At 57.7% G+C, this 25,840-nt stretch carries 27 protein-coding genes and 2 pseudogenes; 14 read left to right on the top strand and 15 right to left on the bottom strand.

Annotation, left to right across the window (positions count from 1 at the left end):
* Nucleotides 1-152 precede the first annotated feature (152 nt).
* From AWM69_RS18795 to queD, 3 genes and pseudogenes are all read right to left on the bottom strand, one after another.
* Nucleotides 153-674, bottom strand: a complete 522-nt coding sequence (locus AWM69_RS18795) for a GNAT family N-acetyltransferase (RefSeq protein ID WP_218728157.1) — start codon at nucleotides 672-674, stop codon at nucleotides 153-155.
* A 297-nt stretch (nucleotides 675-971) separates the two neighbouring features.
* Nucleotides 972-1,103 (bottom strand): annotated as a pseudogene (locus AWM69_RS22920) (transposase); the annotation flags it as partial.
* 379 nt (nucleotides 1,104-1,482) lie between these two features.
* Nucleotides 1,483-1,839, bottom strand: a complete 357-nt coding sequence (gene queD / locus AWM69_RS18805) for a 6-carboxytetrahydropterin synthase QueD (RefSeq protein WP_048382918.1) — start codon at nucleotides 1,837-1,839, stop codon at nucleotides 1,483-1,485.
* A gap of 215 nt (nucleotides 1,840-2,054) precedes the next feature.
* On the opposite strand from queD, the gene AWM69_RS18810 reads away from it, so the two are divergent.
* The 3 genes from AWM69_RS18810 to AWM69_RS18820 are packed head-to-tail and all read left to right on the top strand — an operon-like array spanning nucleotide 2,055 to nucleotide 4,353.
* Nucleotides 2,055-2,369 (top strand): PepSY domain-containing protein, encoded by a 315-nt coding sequence (locus AWM69_RS18810; protein WP_048382919.1) that lies wholly within the window; start codon nucleotides 2,055-2,057, stop codon nucleotides 2,367-2,369.
* Nucleotides 2,369-3,037, top strand: coding sequence for a response regulator transcription factor (locus AWM69_RS18815; protein ID WP_218727944.1), 669 nt, complete (start codon nucleotides 2,369-2,371; stop codon nucleotides 3,035-3,037). The genes AWM69_RS18810 and AWM69_RS18815 overlap by 1 nt, the downstream gene beginning before the upstream one ends.
* On the top strand, nucleotides 3,034-4,353 hold the full coding sequence (locus tag AWM69_RS18820; RefSeq protein ID WP_218727946.1) for an ATP-binding protein: 1,320 nt from the start codon (nucleotides 3,034-3,036) through the stop codon (nucleotides 4,351-4,353). Before AWM69_RS18815 ends, AWM69_RS18820 begins: the two co-directional genes overlap by 4 nt.
* A 42-nt stretch (nucleotides 4,354-4,395) precedes the next feature.
* On the opposite strand, the gene AWM69_RS23135 is transcribed toward AWM69_RS18820, so the two are convergent.
* Both AWM69_RS23135 and AWM69_RS23140 read right to left on the bottom strand, forming a co-directional pair.
* Entirely contained in the window at nucleotides 4,396-5,151 is a 756-nt protein-coding gene (locus tag AWM69_RS23135) for a methyl-accepting chemotaxis protein (RefSeq protein WP_373274343.1), read from the bottom strand.
* 102 nt (nucleotides 5,152-5,253) lie between these two features.
* Nucleotides 5,254-6,543 (bottom strand): annotated as a pseudogene (locus AWM69_RS23140) (HAMP domain-containing protein); the annotation flags it as partial.
* Between the two features lie 320 nt (nucleotides 6,544-6,863).
* Between AWM69_RS23140 and AWM69_RS18830 the strand changes: the two are divergent.
* On the top strand, nucleotides 6,864-8,183 hold the full coding sequence (locus AWM69_RS18830) for a Na+/H+ antiporter family protein (RefSeq protein ID WP_162199360.1): 1,320 nt from the start codon (nucleotides 6,864-6,866) through the stop codon (nucleotides 8,181-8,183).
* A gap of 66 nt (nucleotides 8,184-8,249) precedes the next feature.
* Here AWM69_RS18830 and AWM69_RS18835 read toward each other — a convergent pair whose 3' ends face one another.
* Nucleotides 8,250-9,110, bottom strand: a complete 861-nt coding sequence (locus AWM69_RS18835; RefSeq protein WP_218727949.1) for a pirin family protein — start codon at nucleotides 9,108-9,110, stop codon at nucleotides 8,250-8,252.
* A 71-nt stretch (nucleotides 9,111-9,181) separates the two neighbouring features.
* On the bottom strand, nucleotides 9,182-9,598 hold the full coding sequence (locus tag AWM69_RS18840; protein WP_218727951.1) for an OsmC family protein: 417 nt from the start codon (nucleotides 9,596-9,598) through the stop codon (nucleotides 9,182-9,184).
* A gap of 135 nt (nucleotides 9,599-9,733) precedes the next feature.
* Between AWM69_RS18840 and AWM69_RS18845 the strand changes: the two genes are divergently transcribed.
* Nucleotides 9,734-10,750: an amidohydrolase family protein gene (locus AWM69_RS18845; protein ID WP_256930430.1), complete on the top strand. Its 1,017-nt coding sequence runs from the start codon at nucleotides 9,734-9,736 to the stop codon at nucleotides 10,748-10,750.
* A 58-nt stretch (nucleotides 10,751-10,808) separates the two neighbouring features.
* Here the strand turns inward: AWM69_RS18845 and fabB are convergent, their stop codons facing one another.
* The 3 genes from fabB to AWM69_RS18860 form a co-directional block, all read right to left on the bottom strand.
* The gene (gene fabB, locus AWM69_RS18850) at nucleotides 10,809-12,029 is read right to left on the bottom strand and encodes a beta-ketoacyl-ACP synthase I (protein ID WP_048382927.1); all 1,221 of its coding nucleotides are present in this window, start codon (nucleotides 12,027-12,029) and stop codon (nucleotides 10,809-10,811) included.
* Nucleotides 12,030-12,040: 11 nt separating this feature from the next.
* Nucleotides 12,041-12,556 carry a 3-hydroxyacyl-[acyl-carrier-protein] dehydratase FabA gene (fabA, locus tag AWM69_RS18855; RefSeq protein WP_048382928.1) on the bottom strand — a complete coding sequence of 172 codons (516 nt, stop codon included), beginning with the start codon at nucleotides 12,554-12,556 and terminating at the stop codon, nucleotides 12,041-12,043.
* A gap of 248 nt (nucleotides 12,557-12,804) precedes the next feature.
* Nucleotides 12,805-14,703, bottom strand: coding sequence for an ATP-binding protein (locus AWM69_RS18860; RefSeq protein WP_218727953.1), 1,899 nt, complete (start codon nucleotides 14,701-14,703; stop codon nucleotides 12,805-12,807).
* Between the two features lie 201 nt (nucleotides 14,704-14,904).
* Between AWM69_RS18860 and AWM69_RS18865 the strand changes: the two genes are divergently transcribed.
* From AWM69_RS18865 to AWM69_RS18900, 8 genes are all read left to right on the top strand, one after another.
* The gene (locus AWM69_RS18865; RefSeq protein WP_048382930.1) at nucleotides 14,905-15,930 is read left to right on the top strand and encodes an NAD(P)H-dependent glycerol-3-phosphate dehydrogenase; all 1,026 of its coding nucleotides are present in this window, start codon (nucleotides 14,905-14,907) and stop codon (nucleotides 15,928-15,930) included.
* Nucleotides 15,931-15,948: 18 nt separating this feature from the next.
* Nucleotides 15,949-16,281 carry a DUF4389 domain-containing protein gene (locus AWM69_RS18870; protein ID WP_131655307.1) on the top strand — a complete coding sequence of 111 codons (333 nt, stop codon included), beginning with the start codon at nucleotides 15,949-15,951 and terminating at the stop codon, nucleotides 16,279-16,281.
* The gene (gene sixA / locus AWM69_RS18875) at nucleotides 16,278-16,727 is read left to right on the top strand and encodes a phosphohistidine phosphatase SixA (protein ID WP_218727955.1); all 450 of its coding nucleotides are present in this window, start codon (nucleotides 16,278-16,280) and stop codon (nucleotides 16,725-16,727) included. Before AWM69_RS18870 ends, sixA begins: the two co-directional genes overlap by 4 nt.
* A gap of 134 nt (nucleotides 16,728-16,861) precedes the next feature.
* Entirely contained in the window at nucleotides 16,862-17,305 is a 444-nt protein-coding gene (locus AWM69_RS18880) for a hotdog fold thioesterase (protein ID WP_218727957.1), read from the top strand.
* A 111-nt stretch (nucleotides 17,306-17,416) separates the two neighbouring features.
* Nucleotides 17,417-18,217 (top strand): alpha/beta fold hydrolase, encoded by an 801-nt coding sequence (locus tag AWM69_RS18885; protein WP_218727959.1) that lies wholly within the window; start codon nucleotides 17,417-17,419, stop codon nucleotides 18,215-18,217.
* A gap of 12 nt (nucleotides 18,218-18,229) precedes the next feature.
* Nucleotides 18,230-19,084: an alpha/beta fold hydrolase gene (locus AWM69_RS18890; RefSeq protein ID WP_218727961.1), complete on the top strand. Its 855-nt coding sequence runs from the start codon at nucleotides 18,230-18,232 to the stop codon at nucleotides 19,082-19,084.
* Between the two features lie 145 nt (nucleotides 19,085-19,229).
* Nucleotides 19,230-20,048, top strand: coding sequence for a DUF4892 domain-containing protein (locus AWM69_RS18895; RefSeq protein WP_218727963.1), 819 nt, complete (start codon nucleotides 19,230-19,232; stop codon nucleotides 20,046-20,048).
* 68 nt (nucleotides 20,049-20,116) lie between these two features.
* Nucleotides 20,117-21,166 carry an AI-2E family transporter gene (locus tag AWM69_RS18900; protein WP_131655301.1) on the top strand — a complete coding sequence of 350 codons (1,050 nt, stop codon included), beginning with the start codon at nucleotides 20,117-20,119 and terminating at the stop codon, nucleotides 21,164-21,166.
* Between the two features lie 79 nt (nucleotides 21,167-21,245).
* On the opposite strand, the gene AWM69_RS18905 is transcribed toward AWM69_RS18900, so the two are convergent.
* The 4 genes from AWM69_RS18905 to AWM69_RS18920 all read right to left on the bottom strand — a co-directional run bounded on the left by AWM69_RS18905 (nucleotide 21,246) and on the right by AWM69_RS18920 (nucleotide 23,358).
* Complete coding sequence (locus tag AWM69_RS18905) at nucleotides 21,246-21,581, bottom strand: DUF2892 domain-containing protein (RefSeq protein WP_218727965.1); 336 nt, start codon at nucleotides 21,579-21,581, stop codon at nucleotides 21,246-21,248.
* Between the two features lie 77 nt (nucleotides 21,582-21,658).
* Entirely contained in the window at nucleotides 21,659-22,126 is a 468-nt protein-coding gene (locus AWM69_RS18910; RefSeq protein ID WP_048382939.1) for an RNA methyltransferase, read from the bottom strand.
* A gap of 117 nt (nucleotides 22,127-22,243) precedes the next feature.
* Nucleotides 22,244-22,618: a YajD family HNH nuclease gene (locus AWM69_RS18915; RefSeq protein ID WP_048382940.1), complete on the bottom strand. Its 375-nt coding sequence runs from the start codon at nucleotides 22,616-22,618 to the stop codon at nucleotides 22,244-22,246.
* A 53-nt stretch (nucleotides 22,619-22,671) separates the two neighbouring features.
* Nucleotides 22,672-23,358, bottom strand: coding sequence for a spermidine synthase (locus tag AWM69_RS18920; RefSeq protein ID WP_010656469.1), 687 nt, complete (start codon nucleotides 23,356-23,358; stop codon nucleotides 22,672-22,674).
* Nucleotides 23,359-23,440: 82 nt separating this feature from the next.
* Here AWM69_RS18920 and AWM69_RS18925 point away from each other — a divergent pair, with 82 nt between their 5' ends.
* Nucleotides 23,441-23,710 (top strand): hypothetical protein, encoded by a 270-nt coding sequence (locus AWM69_RS18925; protein ID WP_131655299.1) that lies wholly within the window; start codon nucleotides 23,441-23,443, stop codon nucleotides 23,708-23,710.
* Nucleotides 23,711-23,776: 66 nt separating this feature from the next.
* On the opposite strand, the gene AWM69_RS18930 is transcribed toward AWM69_RS18925, so the two are convergent.
* On the bottom strand, nucleotides 23,777-25,822 hold the full coding sequence (locus AWM69_RS18930; protein ID WP_218727967.1) for a S9 family peptidase: 2,046 nt from the start codon (nucleotides 25,820-25,822) through the stop codon (nucleotides 23,777-23,779).
* Nucleotides 25,823-25,840 lie beyond the last annotated feature (18 nt).

The following is a 25,840-nucleotide window of genomic DNA, read 5'->3' on the forward strand; positions in this document are numbered from 1 at the left end:
CTGCTCACGCAGACAGGGGGGTTTGTTTTTGTGCCGAGAAAAGTCTTCCTCAGCGCTTGAGGTGTAGGGCAGTAAGTGTCCGGTAAAGTCATCTGGCTTTTTCCGCGTTGTCGTTAATGACGACCTACCGACAGGAAGGTCGTCGAATATGCCTATCGGGAAAGTTCACATGCCATTGCTACCATTCCAATTTCAACCAAGTCAGTTTTGAAAGGGATTTCACCGATTTCTTGGAAACCGAAACCCTCATAGAATCGCCGCGCATTTGAGTTGGTCTTGAGTACGTCAAGCCACAGCAAGCGTTCTCCGCGCTCTCTCGCTCGGCTGCAAATGAAGTGCAGGAGTTGTTTCCCATATCCTCGTCCTGCTTCGGATTTGAGAAAGTAAATTTTTTGAAGCTCCGCACCCAATTCACCAGTTAAAGGCGCAGGCGTTGACCAGTTAACTTTGGCAAAGCCTACGACCCTGTCGCTTTCGTTTGAAGCTATAAGCCACAAATGGCAAGTGGAGGATTCGAGTGATTTGCCGAGCAAGTTAGGGGAAAAGTCTTGATTAAGAAAGTCTTGCATGCCGGAGAGAGACCAGATGTCCGAAAAATGCTCTTGGTAGGTCTCACAGCCGATTTCACGTAGAACATCTAGGTCGGCTTTAGTAGCTTCACGAATATTAATCATATTTCTCACCGGTTTATTTGCATACACACGAGCATCAGGCCCCGCGTAAGTAGCTAGATCGGCTGCCACCTGCCAGCTCGCATGTCCATCGGCTCGGTGGGCGAGCCAGATGGAGTCGATGCGAATCATCGCAGCAGCACTTTCAGTTGGCCAGTTCACTTTGACGGTGCCACGCGGGTGCTGGATCTCAACGCAGATATTCGATGATGCAGCTTGCGAATTTACTCCGGCCAGCTGCATGGGTAACGGAATAAACGCAGGTTGTGGCACCGTGTTTTTCTGCGTTTGTACCCGAATCCATTTATGGACAAGGTTTGCGTTGAGGCTATGGCTGAGCGCGATGCTGGCAATAGAAGCACCGGGCTGGGCACACTCTTGAATGACTTGGGCCTTGAAGGACTTGGAGTAGGAACGGCGTTGTGGCTGCATGAAATACCCGCTTAAAAGGCTAGAACGGGTGTCCACCTAAATTTAAGTGCACACCATGTCCTGGCCTCGCGGGGCTGGGAAGATGACTTGGTCGGACGGATACGTAGGGCAGTCAAGGTCTGCTGTTAATTACGGCACTGCCCGCACTTTTTTCGAATGCAAAAAAAACACCGGGCAGGTTAATGCTCGTCAGTTAAGGGGAAATGTCTTTGTAGGCGCGAGCCTTGCTCGCGATAGTCGCTAATGAGAACGCGTGTGCTGCTGGATTAACACAGCGTTTTGGAAGCCATCGCGAGCAAGCTCGCGCCTACAGGTTCAGATCGTACCGTCCTTAACTGACGGGCATTAACCGGGCAGGTGGGGTTTTTAAGCGGATGTATCAATCACCGTAGTAGATGCAACCACTGGTGCAGGTTTCGTGAATGCGTATCGCGGACAATTCTGGAAGCAACGGCTTCAGCTGTTGCCAAATCCACTTGGCCAATACTTCGCTGGTTGGGTTTTCCAGCCCTGGAATGTCATTCAGGTAATTGTGATCAAGCTGCTCATAAAGCGGCTTGAAGATCGCCTTGATTTCCGAGAAGTCCCGGATCCAGCCTGTTGCAGGGTCAATATCACCGCTTAAGTGGATCGCCACTTTGAAGGAGTGACCATGCAGGCGTCCGCATTTGTGCCCTTGCGGAACGTAAGGCAGGCGATGCGCAGATTCGAAGGTAAACTCTTTGAAAATTTCCACAGTTTTATAGCTCTTGAATAAATGGCTATCGCCAGGCGATGTATGCAGGCGCGCAGTTTAACAGTTAACGCTCTGTGAGCGAGAATAGCGGCCCCGTTCACTGTGCAATGGGGCACTATTTACGGCGCCTTCAGCTTCAATTAAGCCAATAGCGCTATGGTTCACACCTTTGATGTGGCAAAAATGAAACCGTATGGAGGCCGTTGAGGCAAGTGATGACTGTGAATGTGCGAATTGGCGGGCTTGTCGTGCTGATGATCTGTGCGCTCTGCTCTTTGGCTCAGGCGCGGGATTTAGGCCAGGACGAAGCGCTGCGTTTGCGGGTGCAAGGTGTAATCATGCCGTTGGAGCAGCTTCTTCAAAAGGTTCTTGAGCGTCACTCAGGCGCAAAGCTGCTGGAGGTGGAGCTCGAGGAGGATGACGATATTTATGTCTACGAAGTCGAGTTGTTAACCACCAGCGGTATTGTGCGTGAGGTCAAGTTGAACGCGAGTAATGGTCAGTTGCTTAAAGATGAGGTGGATGATTAATGCGCTTGTTGCTGGTAGAGGATCATGTACCTTTGGCTGACGAGTTAATGGCTGGTTTGACTCGTGCAGGTTATGCAGTGGATTGGTTGGCTGATGGCCGTGATGCCCTTTATCAGGGGCAGACAGAACCGTATGACCTGATCATTCTCGATTTGGGCCTGCCGGGGCTTCCCGGAATTGATGTCCTCAAGCAATGGCGTACGCAAGGGCTTGCGACGCCCGTACTGATTTTGACTGCACGCAGCTCCTGGTCCGAACGCATTGAAGGGCTTAAGGCTGGAGCGGATGATTATGTGACCAAGCCGTTTCATCCAGAGGAACTACAGCTGCGCGTCCAGGCGTTATTGCGCCGTTCTCATGGCCAGTCGAACCAGCCACTCTTGCAGTCTGCGGGGTTGCATCTGGATGAGGCACGTCAATGCGTGATCAATGAGGGCACCGAGATACAACTGACGGCGGCCGAATTTCGTCTGCTGCGCTATTTCATGCTGCACCCGCAGCAAATACTCTCAAAAAGCCACTTGGCTGAACATCTCTACGACGGTGAGACCGAGCGTGACTCCAATGTGCTGGAGGTTCATGTCAATCATCTGCGGCGCAAGCTTGGGCGAGCAGTGATTGAGACCCGTCGTGGCCAAGGCTATATATTCGGCGCAGTCCCCCAGTGAAATCCATTCAGCAGCGATTGAGCCTGGGCCTGGTCAGTGTCTTGCTGATTGCGGGTCTGGTGGTCGGTCAGGTCAGTCTCTGGTTGTTTGAAAGTGGTCTCCAGCGTTACCTGGAGTCCGGCTTGCAAAATGACAGCGAAAACCTGTTGATAGCCTTGAGTCGAGGCCCCCAGGGTTTACAGCTGGATGAGCGGCGATTGTCACCTGCTTACCAGCGACCCTTCTCCGGGCACTATTTCAGCATCGAGTTCGGGGATATCCATTGGCGCTCACGTTCGTTGTGGGATGCGCAGTTGCCGAGCTCCAGCCAGCCAGGCCTGGACAGCGAGCTTCAGCCGGGCCCCGAGGGGCAGATGCTGCTGGTTTTGCGCAGCAATTACCAACGCTTTGGTCAGGCAGTTTCCATCAGTGTTGCGCAGGACTACACGCCGATACGTGACAGCTTCAAGCAGGTTCAGCGTATCGGGTTAGGCATTGGTGTGTTTGCCCTCATGGTCATTTTGTTGCTGCAGCGGCTGACGGTTCGCCGGGCTTTGCGGCCACTGGAAACAGCGCGCAAGCAAATCGTTCAGTTGCAGTCAGGGCAACGCTCGCAACTCGATACGCAGGTGCCGCTTGAACTTGAACCTCTGGTCACCCAAATCAACCATTTGCTGGCACACACTGAAGACAACCTGAAGCGCTCGCGCAATGCGCTGGGCAACCTGGGCCACGCATTGAAAACACCGCTGGCTGTTTTGTTCAGTCTGGCAAAGGATGAGCAGCTTGCCGCTTACCCCCGAATACAACACACCCTGCATGAGCAACTGGAACAGATACAGCAACGCATGAGCCGAGAGCTTAATCGGGCCCGGCTGGCCGGGGATGCGTTACCGGGCGCGCAATTTGATGTCGACAGGGAATTGCCTGGGCTGCTGGCCACTCTTGGCATGATCCACGGCACGCACCTTGAACTGAAGTTGAATGCTTCGCCGGGCCTGCATATGCCCTGGGATCGGGAAGACATGCTCGAGCTGCTCGGCAACCTGCTGGATAACGCCTGCAAATGGGCAGACGCCCAAGTAGAGCTGAGTATTCAGCAAACGCCAACGGGGTTTGTTATTGAAGTGCAGGACGACGGCCCGGGCATTCCGGAGTCTGAGCGTGATCAGGTGTTCAGTCGGGGAACGCGTCTGGACGAGCAAACCAATGGCCATGGCTTGGGTTTGGGAATTGTGCGGGATATTGTGGATGCATGGGGAGGGGAGATGCAGCTGGAAACGGGGTCGATGGGCGGATTGTTGGTTGTGATCCGGCTTCCGGGTCGCCTCTTGTAAGCGGCGACGGCTCTGAGCCGTCGTCGCTCACGGATCTATACCTCAGACGCGGAACTGATCCATCAGTTTTTGCTGCTGGTTCGCCAGCGAGTTGAGTGACTGGCTGACTCGTGCTGACTCATTCGCCTGCCCGGATAATGATTCGGTGACATCGCGGATGGTGCTCACGTTACTGTTGATCTCTTCGGCCACGGCACTTTGCTCCTCCGCAGCGCTGGCAATCTGTAAGTTCATGTCGGTAATCACGGTCACGGCGCTGCCGATTTGCTGCAAGGCTGTCACCGCCTGGCTCACTTGCTCGACACTGCCTTGTGCCTGGCGATGACTGTTGTCCATGGAGCTTACGACGTCTTGGGTACCGGCTTGTAATTGCTCAATCACCTGGCGGGTTTCTTCGACTGACTCCTGGGTCCGGCGTGCCAGATTGCGCACTTCATCGGCCACTACGGCGAAACCGCGTCCGGCCTCACCTGCCCGTGCCGCTTCAATCGCGGCATTGAGGGCAAGCAAGTTGGTCTGTTCCGCAATGGCACGAATGACCTCAAGGACCGAGCCAATCTTCTCGCTATTGGCGGCCAGCCCCTCGACTTGTGTCATGGCCACACTCATATCGGCGGCCAGCAGGTCGATGCTGGTGGTGGTGCGATCAATGATGGTGAGGCCCTCGCGAGTTGCCTGATCGGCATCGCGAGCGGCCTGGGCCGCCTGAGCAGCGCTGCGCGCAACATCTTGCGCCGTTGCGCTCATTTCATGGGATGCCGTGGCGGCCTGATCGACCTGGCGGTATTGCTGCTCCATGCCTGCACTGGTTTGAGCGGCAATGGCCGCCGATTGATCCGCTGTGTTACGCGCATCCTGTACCGAACGCTTGACCTCGGCGATGACCGGCTGCAGTTTGTCGAGAAACCGGTTGAACCAGCCAGCCAATTGCCCCAGTTCGTCTTTTTTATCGTAGGTCAGGCGCCGAGTCAGATCGCCCTCACCACTGGCAATGTCTTCGAGCATGTTGGCCACGTTGAGGATTGGCCGCGTGACGCTGCGGGCCATCAACCATACCAGCAGCAGACCTATGATCGCAGCCAGAACACCCAGGCCCAGCTCCGTCAGGGCACCTGCGCTGTTGCGCTCGTTCAGCTCTGCTTGCAGAGCCTCTGCAGGGCCGACCAGCACCTTCTCCGGCACATCGAGCAAAACGCCCCAGGGTTGGCTGCCAGGGATCGGGAGAAACGGTGTCAGCACTTTCAGCCTTGAATGATCGCGAATGCTTTGTGTCGGACCGCCGCCGGTCATCATTTGCATCAGCGATGGACCATTGGCAGGGTCTACCTGATCGAAGCGTTGACCCAGCTTGTTTGAATCATCGCTGAAACCGGCCAGTACGCCGGCCGAACTGACGATGCTCACGCTGGTTTGCCCGTCGTAAAGCTTCTGGCTGGCTTTCAGGCTCATGGCTTGCAAGCTGTTCAGGTTGATATCAACCGAGAGCGAAGCGACGAGCTTGCCGTTGATCAGCAGCGGGAAAACGATGCTGGTCAGCAAGACGTTCTGCCCGTCGATCGCGTACATGTAGGGCTCGATGATGCACGGCTTGAGTGTTGTGCGAGGGCAGGTAAACCACGTGTTATTGGCCTGGCCGCTGGGGCCGGTACGGGTATCGGACATGTCCGTTTCCGGCAGGGCCATCGAGGTCAGTGTGCCGGGTGTCGGTTGCGACCAATAAAGGGCAAAGCGCCCTTTGTCATTGCTGCCCAGCTCGGGCTGGTGGTCGAACAGTTGATCTTTTCCATCCAGGGCGTTGGCTTCAAATACCAGAGACAGGCCGAGCAAATCCGGATTGGCCTGCAAGGCCGCTTTCACCTGACGGGTCAGGTCTTCGCGAAGGTCGAATGCATCCAGAAAGCGTTTTTCAGATTGCTCACGCAGAAACAGGACTTGTCGGGCAAAGCCGTTGCCGTACTGGTAGGCGTCCATGAACTGGCGGCTGATCGACAATGCCTGCGCTTCACCCTGAGCTTCAATACGCGCTTGCGCGGCTTCATTGAGCATGTGCGCACTGGACGCCTTCACCAGCTCGGCGGTGTGATTCATGCGGTAAAGCGAAAGCCCGACCAGCAACGTCACAATACCCAACAGGCAAAGTCCGGCAAGCAGGGTGATTTTCCATTGGATGGAAAGTTGTCTGAGCGACATGACGACATCCTAAAAAGAGGCTTTGCTTGTTAGCGGCCGCTCGGGACGTTTCTTTACGCGCAGGGCTGAATTATCAGTATTGACAACCTCGCGCGCGGCAGGGGATCAGCGCTTCGGGGATCAAGCCCGAAATCGGCTGGCGAGGCTGAGGGGAGGCTTGTTGAGCGTGCTTTGACAAGGTCGCGGTGCTGTTGCAAAGTGTGCGCCCTCAAATATGTCCCACCTTCCAGAACCGGCAGCGTGAACAACAGTCTGCGTCCGGAATTTTCCGCTTTACGGTGTTTTATCGTGGTGCGCGCTATCGCTATGAGGTTGTAATGATAAATGCAGTAATTGCCGCGGTCGGCATCATGCTGGTGCTCAGCCTGTCCCGTGTGCATGTGGTCATCGCTCTGATTGTCGGGGCTGTCGTCGGCGGTCTCGTGGGCGGGTTGGGCATCGAAGCCACGCTCAATGCCTTTAACAGTGGGCTGGGTGGAGGCGCAACGGTTGCGTTGTCTTACGCAATGTTGGGTGCCTTTGCCGTTGCGATTGCCAAGTCCGGTCTGGCCCACGCATTGGCCGACAAGGCCCTGACAATGGTCAACAGGCAGCAGCTGGGCGGTGGTAGCCGCATAAAGTGGCTTCTGATCGGTCTATTGCTGGTGGTGGCGATTTCTTCGCAAAACATTCTGCCCATCCATATCGCTTTTATTCCCCTGTTGGTTCCGCCCCTGTTGTATGTGCTGACCAAGCTGAAGATTGACCGCCGGCTGATTGCTTGTGTCATGACATTTGGCTTGATCACGCCTTATATCTTCTTGCCCGTGGGCTTCGGCAACATCTTCCTGAACCAGATCCTGCTGGCCAATGTCGGCAAGGGCGGGGTCGACGTCAGTCAGGTCAATGTCACTCACGCAATGGCGATTCCCGCGCTGGGGATGCTGGTGGGCTTGTTGGTGGCGGTTTTTATCAGTTACCGCAAAAAGCGCGAATATGACCTGGCCAGGATTGAACAGGTTGAGCAAGTTGCCGTCAGTTATAACCCGTTGACCCTGTTGGTAGCCGGGGGAGCCATTGCCGCCGCGTTTATCATTCAGCTATGGCTGGGCTCCATGATCATCGGTGCACTGGCGGGCTTTCTGATTTTTTCGGTGTCGGGCATTGTCCGCTGGCGTGAGACGGACGACCTGTTCACGGAAGGCATGAAGATGATGGCCATGATCGGATTCATCATGATCGCCGCCTCAGGTTTTGCCGAAGTCATGAAAGCCACCGGCGAAGTTAAATCGCTGGTTGAGGCGTCTGCAGGCTGGATCAATCACAGTAAGGGTTGGGGCGCGTTGCTGATGCTGCTGGTCGGCCTGCTGGTGACCATGGGGATCGGTTCGTCTTTCTCGACGGTACCGATTCTGGCGGCGATATTCGTGCCGCTGTGTGTGCAGCTGGGTTTCAGCCCGATGGCCATCGTGTGCATTGTCGGTACGGCGGGTGCCTTGGGTGATGCGGGCTCTCCGGCCTCGGACTCAACCCTGGGGCCGACCTCTGGCCTGAATATCGACGGTCAGCATCACCACATATGGGACACCGTGGTCCCCACGTTCTTGCATTACAACCTGCCACTACTGGCCTTTGGCTGGGTAGCAGCGATGACCCTGTAAGACGTCATATCCAGCAAGCCGCCGGAAGGACCTGGCGGCAATGGCTAAGTGGCTCGGACTCGGCCTTCAAGGCAACTCGATACGTCCGGTTTCACCGGGTACGGTCGGCCAATCCCCCGCAGCCCAGCGGGTTCTCGCTTGCTCGATGAGCGCTGGGTCGCTGGCAACGAAGTTCCAGTTCATTCTTCGCGGCCCCTCCAGCGGCGATCCACCGATGATGACCGCATGGCAGTCGCTTTCTGCACATAGCGTCACGTCTTCACCCTCAGGCAACACGACCAGGCAGTGTGGCTCAAGCGCCTGGCCATCGAGCAATGCTTCACCTTCCAGGACATACAGCGCGCGTTCGGGGTGTTCTGCAGGGATGAGCAGGGTCGTGGCTGTTTGCATGTGCACTTGCGCGTACAGCGTAGGTGACAGCACCGGTACGGGGGAGGTCATGCAAAAACCCGTGCCTGCAATCAGACGAATCCTGACGCCCAGGTTATCGCTGAACGGCAAGCTGCCAGCGTCATGGTGGCTGTAATGACCAGCCCCTTGCTCGTGTTCTTTGGGGGAGGCCAGCCACACTTGCAGCCCGCTCAATGTTGAGCCTTGCGCCAGCAATGCAGCGGGTGTGCGCTCAATGTGGGCAATGGCCGCGCCGGCGGTCATCCAGCTGACTTCACCCGGGCCCACCTGCTGGTCAGAGCCCAGGCTGTCTTTATGCTGGAGCTGGCCTTCAAACAAGTAAGTCAGGGTCGACAGGCCAATATGCGGATGCTGCCGGATATTCATGCCGTGGCCAGCCGGGTAATGGGTGCGCAGCATGTGGTCGAAAAATACGAAAGGTCCGACACTGCGGCATTTGGCTGAAGGCAGAGGGCGCAAGATGGGTTGGCCTTCAACCTCTTCGGCACGAGGACGAATGATGGTGAGAGATGGCATGACGCTGTTCCTGGAACGAAGGAGCGTTGAGCATAACCCAACGCTCCCGTACTGGCAGCGGGCTCAATTGCCTACTGGCTGAAAGCACCTTCAGACAGGTGGGTTTCGATGGTGACATCAGCGGTTGTCATCAATTTATGCACGGGGCACTTGTCAGCCACACGGTGCAGCTCATCGCGCTGTGCATCCGTCAATACCCCTTTGAGCGTCAGTTTGACGTGCAGGGCGTACTTGCCTTGCTGCTCTGCACTGGCATCGTGTTTAACCTCAACCGTCACCCCGGTGAGCGGAATGTCCTTCTTCTGCGCGTACAGCTTGAGGGTCAAGGCCTTGCAGGCACCCAGCGCGGCATCGAAGTAGTCGTGCGGAGAGGGCGCAGAGCTTTCGCCGCCCATGGAGGCGGGAAGGTCGGTAAACACTTCGTGATCATCGATCATGACACTGTGACGAAAGTTATCGTGCGACAAGGTATTTACGGTAACAGTCATGGCAAACCTCAACTTGGCAGTGATTAAGGGACCTGATCTTTATAGAGCATACCGCGCACCATGCGTTCCATTTGATCGAGTACCTGAACCCTTGTGGTGCCAGTCGTGTCTATCGCAGTCAACGGAGGGGGAATCATGCAGTTATTTAAATATACGGGGCTTGCGATGGCGGTGCTGATGGCCAGCACCTGGGCTCAGGCTCGTGACTACACCTACAGCGATGCCCACCTGCATTACGTAGACTTCTTCCAGGAAACGGCAGGCATGGATGCGTTGCTTGAGGCAATGGCCAGCCATCACATTGAGCACGTGATGATCTCGGGGATACCCGTGGCCAAAAAATGGCATGAAGACGAGCCCAAGCGCCCGCGTTACTACGCTGGCGATGATGCCGATGCGTATTGGTACAGCGCGACCGATGTGTGGGTGGCTGCGGCAATCAATAAGCTGAGCCCGAAGCAGCGAGCGCACTTTCACCCGTTCCTGTCGGGATTTAACCCCAATGACAAGAATGCAGCGGCGCACATTCAGCGCATGCTCGATCTCGACCCGGGGTTATGGCAAGGCATTGGCGAAGTGTTCACCCGTCACGATGACCTGACGGCGCTGATCTCCGGCGATACGCCGCGCGCCAACAACGAGGCCATGATGAAGGTGTACACGTTGGCCGCTGAACATGACTTGCCCGTTTTGCTGCACTCCAACATCACGTCCAAGCGCGAGAAGAACCCGCTGTATCTGGCAGAACTCGAAGAACCCTTGAGCAAGCATCCCGGCACCCGTTTCATCTGGGCGCATGCGGGTACAAGTGCCGAGATTCATCGGCATCAGGAAGAAATGCCCTTTCTGTTGCCAACGCTTGCCCGGTTACTGGCCGCTTACCCCAATCTCTACATAGACCTGTCCTGGAGCATGCTCACGCCGTATTTGCTGGATGAGCAAGGCAAGGCAAGACCTGAATGGGTGGCGTTGGTTGAGCGGTTTCCGGAGCGGTTTATGCTGGGCTCGGATGTAGTGGGGCGCTTCGATAAATTGGGTGAGGAATTACGCAGCTTTGACCCGTTTCTCGATGCGTTGCCCGAGGCAGTGGCGCACAAGGTCGCCAAGGATAATTTCTTGTCAGTGTTGCCGAAAAAAAGCCGGCCGCTTTAGGCCAGGCAAAAAAATGCCCCGAACCGGTCGGGGCATTTTTATGTCGCGAGCTGAGGGCTTACTTGCCTTCCCAGCGCTTCAGAACCAGAGTGGCATTGGTGCCACCGAAGCCGAAGCTGTTGCTCATCACGGTGTTGATGGTGGCATTTTCGCGGGTTTTGGTCAGGATCGGCATGTCTGCGACCGCTGGGTCCAGCTCTTCAATGTTGGCCGAGCCGGCCATGAAGTTGCCTTCCATCATCAGCATGCAGTAGATCGCTTCGTGAACGCCGGCGGCGCCCAGGGAGTGACCCGACAGGCTCTTGGTGGAGCTGATTGCCGGTGCGTTTTCGCCGAACACTTCACGCACGCCTTTCATCTCGGCAATGTCGCCGACCGGCGTCGAGGTGCCGTGGGTGTTCAGGTAGTCAATCGGAGCATCAACGGTGGACATCGCCATTTGCATGCAGCGAATTGCACCTTCACCGCTTGGCGCAACCATGTCGTAGCCGTCGGACGTTGCGCCGTAGCCAACGATTTCGGCATAGATTTTTGCGCCACGGGCCAGAGCATGTTCCAGCTCTTCAACCACAACCATACCGCCGCCACCGGCGATGACGAAACCGTCACGCTTGGCGTCATAGGCACGGGAGGCTTTTTCAGGGGTATCGTTGTACTGGCTGGACAGCGCGCCCATGGCGTCGAACAGGAACGACTGGCTCCAATGCTCTTCTTCGCCACCACCAGCAAACACGATGTCCTGCTTGCCCATCTGGATCTGCTCCATGGCAGTACCGATGCAGTGAGCACTGGTCGCGCAGGCAGAAGCGATGGAGTAGTTCAGGCCCTTGATTTTGAACGGAGTGGCCAGGCAAGCCGAAACAGTGCTGCTCATGGTCCGCGTTACGCGGTACGGGCCAACACGTTTCACGCCTTTTTCACGCAGGATGTCCAGCGCTTCCATCTGGTTCAAGGTCGACGCGCCGCCAGAGCCGGCGATCAGACCGGTACGCGGGTTGGAGACTTGCTCCTCGCTCAGGCCCGAGTCAGTGATGGCGTCTTTCATGGCCAGATAGGCGTAAGCCGCTGCGTGGCCGACGAAGCGATAGATCTTGCGATCAATCAGCTCTTCGAGAGGCAGGTCAATGGAGCCGGAAACCTGGCTACGCAGACCCATTTCGGCATATTCCGGGTTGAATCGGATGCCAGGGCGACTTGCACGCAGGTTAGCGGAGACGGTCTCTTTGTCATTGCCCAGGCACGAAACGATGCCCAGACCAGTGATAACGACGCGGCGCATGCGGATAACCCTTAGAAGTTTTCAGTGGATGTAAAAACGCCGACCCGAAGGCCTTCGGCGGTGTAGATTTCGCGGCCGTCAACGCTGACGGAACCATCGGCAATGGCCAGGTTCAACTTGCCGCGCAGAACACGCTTGATATGAATGTTGTAAGTGATCTTCTTGGCGGTCGGCAAGACCTGGCCGAAGAATTTCACCTCGCCCGAGCCCAGGGCCCGGCCACGGCCTGGCAAACCTTGCCAGCCCAGGAAAAAGCCAACCAGCTGCCACATGGCATCGAGGCCCAGGCAGCCCGGCATCACCGGATCACCTTCGAAGTGACAGGCGAAGAACCACAGGTCTGGATTGATATCCAGCTCGGCGACCAATTCACCTTTGCCGTACTTGCCACCCTCTTCGCTGATATGGGTGATGCGATCCACCATCAGCATGTTAGGGGCGGGCAGTTGCGCGTTACCTGGGCCGAACAGCTCGCCGCGGCTACAGCGCAGCAAATCTTCCCGAGTAAAGGCGTTTTGTTTGGTCATGCGAGCTCCTCAATAATCCCATGCGGCAGGGTGGGGCAAATCTTCCCGACCAACTGAAACATCGAGTTTCAGTTCGCCAGCCTACACATAGACTATTGCGTTGTAGTGAAAGTCACAGCGCTAAGGACAGGAATGTACACTTGTGCACTGAAAATTTAAACCGGGCCGGTTAATCGACCCATTCGGGTGCCTAAGACTGCCGCACTTTTGCCATTAACGCCAGTCGCAGGTGGTTCATTCGCCATAAGTTACTGGACCCAATGCAGCAGAATTTGTTCCAGATCAGCCCGTTTGAAGGGCTTTGCAAGGTAATCGTTCATTCCGGCCAGCAAACAGGTCTCCCGGTCACCCTGCAACGCGTTGGCAGTCAAGGCAATGATCGGCAGCGCAGTGCCGCCCGTCAGTTGGCGGATTTGCCGGGTCGCTTCATAGCCGTCGATGATCGGTAGGCGGCAGTCCATCAGGATCGCCGCAAAGCATTCGGTGTTGGCTCGATGGATCGCTTGCGCACCGTCACTGACGACACTCACCTCATAGCCCAGGCTGCTCAGCATCGCGGCAATGACGGATTGATTGACCTTGTTGTCTTCGACCAGCAACACCCGGCGCCCGGCAGGGAGCACCGGCTCGGCCTCCGGGGCCGGTCTGCTGCCGGGCGCAACGGGGTGGTGCAGTGCCAGAGGAATCTCCAGCGTAAACACCGAGCCCCGAGCCTCCTCGCTCTTGGCATGTAGCGTGCCGCCCATGCGTTCGGCCAGGGTGCGGGCGATTGGCAGGCCCAGGCCCGTACCGCCATAACGCCGCGAAATCGAACTGTCTGCTTGCTGGAAGGCATTGAACATCGATTCCAGTTTGTCGGTGCTGATTCCGATACCGCTGTCGCTCACGGTGCAGGTAAACCAGATCAGTTCGTGATCCAGCGGTTGACTGCGGGGTTCGATGAGTACCCGTCCGTGTTCGGTAAATTTCAGGGCGTTGCCAATCAGGTTTACCAGGATTTGCCGGATCCGGGTGGGATCGCCCAGCACATGCAAGCCCGGCAGGTCGTCGGGAATGCTCAGTTGTAACTGCAGGCCACGTTGCCCGGCGCTGTGCTGGAAGGCTTGGGCGCTGGTGTTGATCAGGTCGGCGAGATTGAAAGGAATGTGCTCGAGTTCCAGCGTCGAGCGCTCAATTCGCGAGAAGTCGAGAATATCGTTGATGACCTTGAGCAGATGCTCCGTGGACTCGGAGGCGAGGGCGGCATATTCAACCTGCTCCTCGGTCATTTCGGTGGTTTCCAGAAGCTGCAGCATCCCCGATACGCCATTCATCGGTGTACGCAATTCGTGACTCATCATCGCCAGAAAATCGGTTTTGGCACGGTTGGCCTGCTCGGCCTCTTCGCGGGTCTGGATCAACTGCGCAATGGTGGTCTTCTGTTCGCGACTGGCTTGTTCCAGGGCTTCGGCCAGGTTGTTGATATGCTGTGCCAGGCTGCCCAGCTCGCCATCGTCAACCACGGGCAGCGGGGTTTTGTAGTCGCCTTGCTGGATGGCTTTGACAGCATTGCTCATGTCGCTGATGGGCCTGGACAGGTTGGCCGCCAGGCGTTTGGCCAGCAGGAAAGTGAAACCCAGTGCAAACAGCGCGAGGATCACGGCTTTCAGCAGGATCTCGTGCTGGCGCTCATTGAATGACTCATTGGACATGCCCACCAGGACCCGGCCCAGATAGTCCTCTCTCGGCGCCGCTACAGGGTCGTTGCTGGACAGGAAGACAGGGTCGGGCGGACTTGTCTGCAGTCGGACCGGCGCCTGGAACACGTCGATCTGTGAGTGTGGATCAGAGTCTGACGCCGGTTGTTCCGCGTGTGCCAGTACGTTGTCAGTCCGTCCCTGAACCTGCACGAACTGAACGTGGGGCGTGTTCAGCGAGGCTTTGATCAAGGTTTCCAGTACGTGGGTATTGCCGGATATCACCCCGTATTCCGTGGCCGGTGCCAGTTGGCTGGCAATCAGCTGGCCTGTGCGGTTCAGCTCCTGACGCAAGTCCTGGATCCGCACGAAGGTAAAAAAGCTGATTAACAACAAGGTCAATAACAAGGCCGGGCCCAGACTCATCATCTGTGTCCGGGTATGGATATCCCAGCGACTGAGAGCGGTCATTCTTGCCTGCAGCAGAGCTGCCCCTAAAGAAAGTATGAATAGCGAGGCGGCATGTTAACCGAGCCGCTCTGCTTTTCCAGTCGGGCCTGTCTATATTTCCGGGAACTCAATCACACAAGCATTTGCCTTGGGGGTAGTCGCGAGGGATGTGCTCCGTATAATGCGGGGATTGCCACAGCTAGATGGAAAACGGGTTTTCATATGACGGAACAGCGCGCTATTGCGGTCTTGGGAGGCGGGAGTTTCGGCACCGCCGTGGCCAACTTGCTGGCAGAGAACGGTCATCGTGTGCATCAGTGGATGCGCGATCCTGAGCAAGCCGAGGCGATTCGCCTCAATCGAGAGAACCCTCGTTACCTTAAAGGCATCAAGATTCACCCGGGCGTCGAGCCGGTCACTGACTTGCAAGCGACCCTCGACACTTGCGAACTGTGCTTTGTGGCATTGCCATCCAGCGCATTGCGCAATGTGCTGGCGGTGCATGCCGAGCGCTTGAGCGGAAAAATGCTGGTCAGCCTGACCAAGGGGATCGAGGCGCACAGTTTCAAGCTGATGAGCGAAATCCTCGAAGAAATAGCCCCGCAAGCGCGCATTGGCGTGTTGTCCGGGCCCAACCTGGCCCGCGAAGTCGCCGAGCATGCGCTGACCGCCACGGTAGTGGCCAGTGCTGACGAAGCTTTGTGCACTGAGGTTCAGGCTGCTCTGCACGGCCGCACGTTCCGGGTGTATGCCAGTGCCGACCGGTTCGGCGTGGAGCTGGGCGGGGCGTTGAAAAACGTTTACGCGATCATCGCCGGCATGGCCGTGGCGCTGGGCATGGGCGAAAACACCAAGAGCATGCTGATTACCCGTGCCTTGGCAGAAATGACCCGCTTTGCCGTCAGTCAGGGTGCCAACCCAATGACTTTTCTTGGCCTGGCCGGTGTTGGTGACTTGATTGTGACCTGCTCGTCGGCTAAAAGCCGAAACTATCAGGTCGGTTATGCCCTGGGGCAGGGATTGAGCCTCGAAGAAGCGGTCAACCGTCTGGGCGAAGTGGCTGAAGGGGTGAACACCCTCAAAGTGCTCAAGACCAAGGCGCAGGAACTGAATGTTTACATGCCGTTGGTCGCTGGCCTGCACGCCATCCTGTTCGAGGGGCGCACGCTGAATCAGGTCATCGAGCTGTTGATGCGCGCCGAGCCCAAGACCGATGTCGATTTTATCTCCACCAGTGGTTTTAACTGAGCACGACAGGAGCGGCACATGAACGACCCTAAACAAGCCTCCCGCTATGAGTCTCTGGTTTTGCGCGTGCTGTGGATGCTGGTCTTCCTTTTAGTCTGGCAAGTCGCGCAATTGGTGCTTGGCGGCCTGGTGCTGGTGCAACTGATTTATCGCCTGGTGTATGGCGCCCCGAACCGGGGGCTGATGAACTTCGGCGACAGCCTTAGCCTGTATCTCGCGCAGATTGGCCGTTTCGGCAGTTTTCACACCGAGCAAAAGCCCTGGCCGTTTGCCGATTGGCCAGCGCCGCGTGCACCCGAAGGTGAAGCGCCTTATGAGGCACCGGACAACGGCACCGAGAGCAAACCGTGAAGGTCTGGATTCTGCGGCACGGTGAAGCTGAGCCCCATGCCAGACGTGATGCCGAGCGTGAGCTGACAGCTCATGGGCGTGAGCAAGTGCTGCAAAGCGCTGCTCATCTGATTGGCCAGCCGCTCGACAGGATCCAGGTCAGCCCTTACATCCGGGCCCGGCAAACGGCGGCGTTGGTGCGTGACGCCCTGGGCTTTACAGGCCCGTTCATCAGCGCACCGTGGCTAACGCCTGAGAGCGAACCGAAGTACGCTCTGAGCCAGCTGCCTGACCATGGCAATGTGCTGTTGGTGAGTCATCAGCCCTTTGTCGGTGATTTGATCAGCCTGTTGCAGCATGGCCATTTGCGTCAGCCACAGCCCATGCAGACCGCAAGCCTGGCGGAGCTCGAAGGTGAATGGCCGCTCGCTGGCAGCATGACATTGCTCAGCGTACGGCACTCCTGATTGCCGCAAGCATCGGGGGGCGCGTAGTCGCAACGGTTGCGCGCATGGGGGTGAGTGAAAGATAGTTGGGGTTAATGTGTGCGAAAAGTCCTAAGGCATTTCGGCCCCAACACTCACTGACCAAGGAATGACCCATGAGCTTGTGGAGTACTCCGCCAGACCTGGCGCAACTGAATGCGCTACGCCCCAACACCATCTGTGACGTGCTCGACATCACCTTCGATGCTTTTGATGAGCAGTCCATCACGGCAAGCATGGTGGTCGATCATCGCACTCATCAACCCTTCGGGCTGTTGCATGGCGGGGCCTCTGTGGTGCTGGCCGAAACTCTGGGCTCGATGGCCAGCTACCTGTGCATCGATCAACATAAATTCTACTGCGTGGGGCTTGAGGTCAACGCCAACCACTTGCGCGGTGTTCGCAGCGGACGGGTAAGCGCAGTCGCACGTCCAGTTCATATCGGTCGTACGACCCATGTCTGGGATATCCGTTTGACGGACGCTGAAGGCAAACTCAACTGCATCTCCCGTTTGACCATGGCCGTGGTGCCACTGGGTGAAACACCGCCTGCGCGCTGAGTAAAGGATGTCTAATGGCCGTAGTGGCGTCTGTCCTGGCGTATACGGTCATTGATGTTAAGTATTTTCCTACAGACAATAAGGCGTATTCCCTATCTCTGGACGCCTTGTATGTCTCGGCAGATCTTCTTCGCCCATGCCAACGGCTTCCCTTCGGCCACCTATGGCAAATTGTTCAATGCCCTGGCACCGGACTTCAGTGTGGCGCACCTGTCGCAACACGGGCACGATCCGCGTTTCCCGGTGGACAACAACTGGCGCAATCTGGTTGATGAGCTGATTTTTCACCTGCAACAGCAGCCGGCTCCTGTATGGGGTGTCGGCCATTCCCTGGGCGGGATATTGCACCTGTACGCAGCGACTCGTTGTCCGCACCTCTACAAGGGGGTGGTGATGCTCGACTCGCCGGTTCTGACCCGCACCGATCAGTGGGTCATCCGTGCGGCCAAGCGCTTTGGTTTTATCGATCGCCTGACCCCGGCTGGCCGGACACTGGGCCGGCGCGAAGAATTTGCCGACCGGGAAGCAGCCCGTACCTATTTCAACGGTAAATCGTTGTTCCGCAGCTTTGACCCGGAGTGCCTGGAGGCTTATCTGGAGCACGGTCTACAGCCGTTTGATGATCGCTTGCGATTGAGCTTCGATCCAGCCACCGAAATCGACATCTACCGCAGTGTCCCCCATATCAGTCCCGGGCGCGTCTTCCCGTTGCAAGTGCCGCTGGCCATTGTGCGCGGGCGCGACAGCCGTGTGGTGATGCGCCATCATGCCCGGGCCGTTTCGCGCATGCCTAACGGCGAGTCGCTGAGCGTACCTGGCGGGCACATGTTTCCGCTGGAGCAGCCGCAGGAGACCGCGAGCCTGCTCAAACAAATATTTACCCGCTGGGAGCTTCGCCATCCTGGCCCCTGAAGAGCACTTTGCATGAGCCCTGTGGTTGAAGAAATTCGTCTGAGCCTGCCGCATATCGAGCTCGCAGCGCATATTTTTGGCCCTGAAGACGGCATACCGGTCATTGCCCTGCATGGCTGGCTGGACAACGCCAACAGCTTCGCCCGGCTGGCACCCCGGCTTTCAGGCTTGCGTATCGTGGCCCTGGATTTTGCCGGGCATGGCCATTCTGATCACCGACCTCAAGGGGCAGGGTATTCGTTGGCGGATTACGCTTTCGATGTGCTCTGCGTAGCTGAACAATTGGGCTGGACGCAATTTGCGCTGCTGGGGCACTCCCTGGGGGCCATTGTTTCGGTGGTGATTGCCGGGTCGTTTCCAGAGCGTGTTACCCGTCTGGCGCTGATTGACGGGATTGTGCTGCGCACGGGGGCTGAAGCCGATGCGGCCGAGCGCATGGGGCAGGCGTTGCAAGCGCAACTCGATCTGCAGCATAAGCGCAAGTCGGTGCATCCCACTCTCGACAGGGCCATTGAGGCGCGGATGAAAGGCATGGTGGCGGTCAGTCGGGAGGCTGCAGAGTTTCTGGCTCAGCGCGGCTTGATGCCGGTACCCGGGGGGTATAGCTGGCGCAGTGACAGTCGTCTGACCTTGCCGTCTCCTTTGCGCCTGAGTGACGAGCAGGCCATGTCTTTCGTTCGCCGGGTGTGTTGCCCGACGACGCTCGTGGTGGCCGAGCAGGGCATGTTAGCCAGTCATTCAGACTTGCTGGATCGACTACCCTTCAACCTGGAACGGTTACCCGGCGGCCATCATTTGCACATCAATGACGAAGCGGGGGCAATCCTTGTTGCAGACTGTTTCAATCGCTTCTTCGCTGTTCCTTGACTTGCAGCGGCCAACTGCCGAGGCTTGGCGGGTTGAAATGGGAGACAACCATGACAGATCTCTACACCGCTGCGACCCCGAACGGCCACCCGGTCTTTTTCGTGAGGACGCTGCAACACATATCGCCCCCGGGTGATGCACGCCGATGAAAACAGTCAATGGTTTTATCCGTGTGCTGGGCCTGAGCTGCTTGAGCCCGCTGGTGTGGGCTGCCGACGTACCCGGCAGTCATGATTTGCAAGACGTGCCACGGCTGGCAGATGCACGCATTGTGGATTACACCGTACGACCCGACGTTGAACGCATCTACCCGTTGGGCTCGATCCGCAAGATCAGTGGTCGTCTTCGTTTCGAAGGGCAGGTCAATGGCCGTGGTCAGACGACGGCCATCATCTACGAGTTGCCGCCTGAGCACACGGCCAATGATGCGTTAACGGCTGCTCGCGAGGCCTTGCAAGCCAAAGGCGCTGAACTGCTGTTCTGGTGCCGGGCACGAGACTGCGGCGAAAGCAGCCTGTGGGCCAATGAAGTGTTCGGCAATTCCAGGCTGGTAGGCGCCGACGATCGACAGTCCTATGTGTTGTTGCGCCGGGCCGCCCCCGCGCAGAACCAGCTCATTGCGTTGTACAGCATCAATCGCGGAGCCCGCAAAGACTACCTGTATGTCGAGCAGCTGGAGTCGACTACCGACCTGGGTGTGCTGTTGCCCACGTCTGCCACGCTGCAACGTCAGCTCAAAAGCACGGGCGAGCTGGATTTTCCGAACTTCACCGGCGAGCCTGATGAACAGTGGCTCACGCTGATTTCACGGGCATTGAACCTCGATACCACCTCCAGGGTCAGCCTGACGGGCCCTCAGGCAGCGGCCTGGCGCGATGCGCTGGTCAAGAAGGGAGTTCGTGCCGCCCGGATAGAACTGGGCAACAGCGAAGCCCCGGGTCTGCATATCGAGCTGCTGCGTTAAACGTTTGTCTACGACGGCTACACTCAGCGTAGCCGTTGTCTCTTTTTAGAACTCTCTGCGGAACACATATGCTCAATAACGATCGCCTGCTGGTGCAGATTCTGCTGCTGGTGTTGTTCGGTGCCAGTCTATGGGTGATGGCGCCCTTTTGGTCGGCACTGTTCTGGGGGGCCGTGCTGGCGTTTGCCAGTTGGCCCTTGATGCGGTTGCTGACGCGCTGGCTGAACGGACGTGAATCGCTCGCTGCTGGCATTCTGACGCTAGGCTGGATGCTGCTGGTAGCCGGGCCGCTGGTCTGGCTGGGATTCAACCTGGCGGACCATGTGCGCGACGCAACGACTTTCGTCAAGGATGTGCAGCTCGAAGGCTTGCCCGAGGCCCCGACCTGGCTCGGCAGCATTCCGCTTATCGGCGAACGCCTGATCAGTATCTGGGACTCCATCGATGAGCAAGGGGCTGCCCTGATTCTGGCGGTCAAACCTTACCTGGGGCAGGTGGGCAACTGGCTACTGGCGCGGAGTGCGCAGATCGGTGGCGGTATTCTTGAGTTAACGTTGAGTATCGTCTTTGTGTTCTTTTTCTACCGGGACGGTCCACGGCTGGCGAATTTCGTGCATGGCCTGCTGGAACGACTGATTGGTGATCGCGCCGATTATTACAAGGAGCTGGTGGCGGGCACCGTGCAGCGGGTGGTCAACGGCGTGATTGGCACCGCAGCCGCGCAGGCGTTGTTGGCATTGATCGGCTTTTTGATCGCGGGCGTTCCCGGGGCGCTGGTGCTGGGACTTGCGACGTTCCTGCTCAGCCTGATCCCGATGGGGCCACCCCTGATCTGGATCCCGGCGACTGCCTGGCTGGCCTGGAAAGGTGATTACGGGATGGCGGTCTTCCTGGGTATCTGGGGCACGCTGATCATCAGTGGTGTCGATAACGTGCTCAAGCCTTACCTGATCAGCCGTGGTGGCAACCTGCCGTTGGTGATCGTTCTGCTCGGGGTATTTGGCGGTTTGATCGCCTTTGGTTTTATCGGCCTGTTTATTGGCCCCACCTTGCTTGCCATTGCGTACAGCCTGCTGGTGGACTGGAGCGCCAGCCAGCAGAACAAGAACAAGGCCTGAAGCTCGATAGCCATGCAGTTACGAGCGGGCTGGCGCCGCGGGGAGTCGCGCGCCAGCTGGCCTTTGTTCCCGGGCGGGCTTACTTCGCTTTCTGCGTGGCCTGCGCTTCGCTCACTTCCTTGAGTTTCAGCAATTGATCACCTGCACGTTCAATGTCCGTGCGCAGGCTGTGCAATTGCTGGCGGCTTTGTTCAAGCATGCGCTTGGTTGAGCTGTACCCCGTGATTCCGCGCTTGAGCGCAATGGCGCCAATGCCAATCTGGATCAAGCCGATAAATCCGCCACGACGAATCCCTTTGCCCAGCATCACCACGCCACCCGCCAGGGAGCCGGCACGCTCCCAGCCTTGCACGTTTTGACAGGGCCGGCTTTCAACCGTGGACTCAATGCGCTCAACAGGATGTATTCCGCTCATGCTCAGTCTCCAATGGGATCGTCGATACAGAGCTGACTGTCGGCGGGGGCGTATCGTTCCATCGAATGACGGACGGCTCAGAACTTGGGACCGGACCGCGTGTTATTGCCTTTGGCCAGGCGGTCGTAAAGCACGACGTTGACCGTGGCGGCGAGGTTCATGCAGCCCGTGGTGGGGATGTAAATCACGTCTTCGCACCACTCCAGCACATCTTTGCCCAATGAGCCGTCTTCCGGGCCAAAGATATAGATCGCCCGGTCAGGGTGGGTGTACTCAGGTAAGGAGCGTGCACCTTCGACCATCTCCACGGCGACCGGAATACAGCCCAGCGGGATGATTTTTTTCAAGTCGTCGATGCCGATGAGGGGAATGTCCTGATGGACTTTCTTGGTGTCGGTGACGAAGTCGCGGGCGCGCTCATAGCGTTTTCCGGTATAGAACACTGACGCCACGCTGTAGCAACCAGCCGCACGCATCACCGAGCCGACGTTTTCCGGTGATTTGGGGTTATACAAACCAATGCAGCTGTACCGTTTGTTTGCCACGTGCCCGAGCCTTTCAGAAAAAAGACGCGAGTATACCGGCATTGGCAAGGTTTTTAAGGACGGGGCGAAATTTGTGGCCGCTGACGCAAGACGGGCGCCAGCGGTCAAAGACAACGGTTAATCGTCTTTTTTCATCAGCCCGGCCAGCGCGGCAAACGGGTTGTGGGTGGCCTTGGCAACTTTCGGGCTGCTGGTGGAGCTGTCCGAAAAGTACTGTTGGTCGGTATAGCGCGAGTGTTCGTTGTCGTGGCAGTACAGGCACAACAGTTCCCAGTTGGAACCGTCTTGCGGGTTGTTGTCGTGATTGTGGTCGCGGTGGTGAACCGTCAGTTCACTCAGGCGTTTGCCGGCAAACTCACGGGCACAGCGGCCGCACACGTGGGGGTACATTTTCAGGGCTTTGTCGCGGTAGCCCATTTCACGGTCACGCTGGGCATCGGCCAGGATACGGTCCAGCTTGGCAGTGTGGGAGGGTGGGTTCGCTGAACTCATGGGTTCACCTTTCTAAGACAAATGACGGTTATGTCGTGAAGTTTAGCTGTTGATCAGCCTTTGATTTTTTCGGCAATCCAGATCGTATGCCGCGTGCCCTTATTGCCGTGGGCGAATACCTGCACTTCTTCGGCCTTGAAACCGGCCTTGCGCAGCTTGTCCGAAAACTGCTTGTCGGCACTTGCCGACCATACGGCCAGCACGCCTTTGGGACGCAGGGCCTTGGCGCAGGCACTCAAGCCTCCAGCCGAGTAAAGCCAGCTATTGGCTTTTTGCGTCAGCCCCTCTGGGCCGTTATCGACGTCGAGCATGATGGCGTCAAAGCCGTTGGGTTCGGCCTGCAGCACCTTGGCGACGTCTTCCATGCGGATGACGGTGCGTGGATCTTGCAGCGGGTTGCCGGATTTCTCGCCCAGCGGGCCCCGGTTCCATTCCACAACCCCGGGAACCAGCTCGGCGACCACCACTTCGGCGGTTTTACCCAGGTGTTTGAGCGCAGAAGCCAGGGTGAACCCCATGCCCAGACCGCCTATCAGGACCCGTGACTGCGGACGCCCGGCGACTTTTCGGCAGGGGATTTCGGCCAATGCATCTTCCGAACCATGCATGCGGGTATTCATTAACTGGCCGCCGTCGCCGCCCTGAATCTTGATCACGAAGTCTTCGCCATACTCAAACAGGCACAAGGCACCGCCGTTTTCGGGGATTGGAGTGGTGTCGAGCAAAACAAAACGTTTCATGGATATCTCATAGAAAGGGGCAAAAACCGCAGGTTACGAGTAGCCTGAGGGCAGACAAGCCGGTCTGGCAACGGAGTGATAGATGAAACGCACTATTCTAACGGTCATTGTGTGGGGTGCGCTCCTGATAACTGCAGCCCGGGCGGCGGAACTGGCCCCGGTGCCGACGGCGCCCGTAACGCCCGCGCCGGGTTCGCCGGGCACCGCCACGCCAACCCCGTATCCGCAAATCACGCCGCGCATTGTGCCCCGACCGGCCGCGGGCAATGGCAGCCTGATTCCGCTGCCGCCAATCAACTTGCCGCAGCCGCCCAAAGACCAGCCGCTGCCCGGGCTTGAACCCAAAGACTGACCCACGCCGCAGGCACCAGGCTTGTTTTGCCGCGCGAGCAAACCCGGCGCCTGCAGTTCATTCAGATCAGATTCCCAGCACCTTGAACACAAATGCATATTCCAGCGCCACGTCGCGCAACCCCTGATAGCGCCCGCTCATGCCGCCATGCCCGGCATCCAGTTCGGTCTTGAGCAACAACAGATGATCGTCATTTTTGGTTGCCCGCAGCTTGGCCACCCATTTGGCCGCTTCCCAATACTGCACACGGCTGTCGTTGTATCCGGCAATGACCAGCAGCGCCGGGTACGTCTGGGCAGTGACGTTTTCATAAGGCGCATAGGCCTTGATCCGCGCATAAACCTCAGGCTCTTGCGGGTTGCCCCATTCGTCATATTCGGTCACGGTCAGCGGTAGATCCGGGTCGAGCATGGTGTTCAGCACATCGACAAACGGCACTTCGGCAATCGCGGCCTTGAACAGCTCCGGACGTTGATTGAGCACCGCGCCAATCAGCAGGCCACCCGCGCTACCGCCACTGATCACCAGTTGCTCGGGACGGGTCAGGCCTTGTTCGATCAGGTGCTCGGCACAGGCGATAAAGTCGCTGAAGGTGTTGTGCTTGTGCTCCTGCTTGCCAGCGCGGTACCAAGCCTCGCCCAATTCGCCACCGCCCCGCACATGGGCAATGGCAAACGCGACGCCGCGTTCCAGCAGGCTGAGGCGGGCATGGGAGAACCACGGGTCAAGACTTTCGCCGTAGGCACCGTAACCGTACAAGTAGAGCGGGGTGGCTTTGCCCAGGGCATCGCGCTTGACCACCAGGCTGATCGGCACTTGGGTGCCATCGGGGGCCGTGGCCCACAGGCGCTGGCTGACGTAATCGTTAGCATCGAATGGCCCCAGCACCGGGGTTTCCTTGAGTACAGATTGCTCGCCGGAGGTCAGCGTCAATTGGCGGATCTGCGCCGGACGATTCAGAGCCTCATAGCGCAGGCGAATGTACTTGCTGTCAAATTCCAGACTGTCTTGCACATAGAGGCTATAGGCCGCGTCGGGCAGTTGAACCTGATACGGCGGCAACCCATCGGGACGGATTTCGATGATCGGCAGGCCGCCTTCACGCAGGCTCAGGCTCAAGGCATTCGCGTTCAGGCTCAACCCTTCGAGCATCACGTTGTCGCGATGGGCGATCAGACGTTGCCAGTCGCTGCGTGCCGGCACCTCGCCCAAGGCGTAATACAGGGCAAAGTTGATGCCGTCCTGATTGGTGCGGATAAACCAGGCCCATTGCCCCTCGTACAAGCCGTGGTCGACGCTGTAATCGTGGCCTTCAATCCGTGGCGCCAGGCAGTTGAACGGCTGTTGCGGCTGCTCGGCATCCAGTACCCAGCTTTCACTGGTGGTTTTGCTGTTGAGCAACAGAATCAGCTGGCGCTCGGAGCTTGAGCGATAGCAATGCAGGAAAAATCGTCCGTCGGGTTCATGAAAAACTTCATGAGCCTCTGTCTCGCCCAGGGTATGACGCAACAGTTTGTGCGGGCGATGGGTATCGTCGAGCTCAGCGAAGAACAGCGTCTGGCTGTCATTGGCCCAGGTCATGCTGCCGTCGCAATTTTCATAAGGCAGCTCGATGATCGCGTCGCTGTTCAATTCTTTGACGAACAGGCGGTAGGTTTCTTCGCCGCTGGTGTCCAGGCTGTAGGCCAGGCGCTGATGGTCAGGGCTGATGCTGAAAGCCCCGAGTGAAATAAACCCGCCATCGGCCAGCGCGTTCGGGTCCAGCAGCAGGTGTTCTGCACTTTCATCGACCTGCTGGCTGTCATCCGCCGGGCGCGGGCAGCGATAGTGACGGGCGTATTCGTCCCCGGCATGGGTGCGCGTGTAATACAGGTACGGTCCCCAGGGAGAGGGCAGAGACAAATCGGTTTCGCGAATGCGGCCTTTGATTTCTTGAAACAGCGCTTCGCGCAATGCTGCCTGATCGGCCAGTTGCGCTTCCTGGTAGCTGTTTTCAGCTTTCAGGTAGTCCAAAACCTCTTTGCTGTCGCGATTCTGTAACCACGAATAGGGGTCGGAACCCTCGACCTTATGTGCGATAGGTGCGCTGTTTGCGTAGGCTGATTCGGTCATTAAGAGGTCTCTGAAACT

Source organism: Pseudomonas sp. D1HM (assembly GCF_019266105.1).
Classification (GTDB): Bacteria; Pseudomonadota; Gammaproteobacteria; order Pseudomonadales; family Pseudomonadaceae; genus Aquipseudomonas; species Aquipseudomonas taetrolens.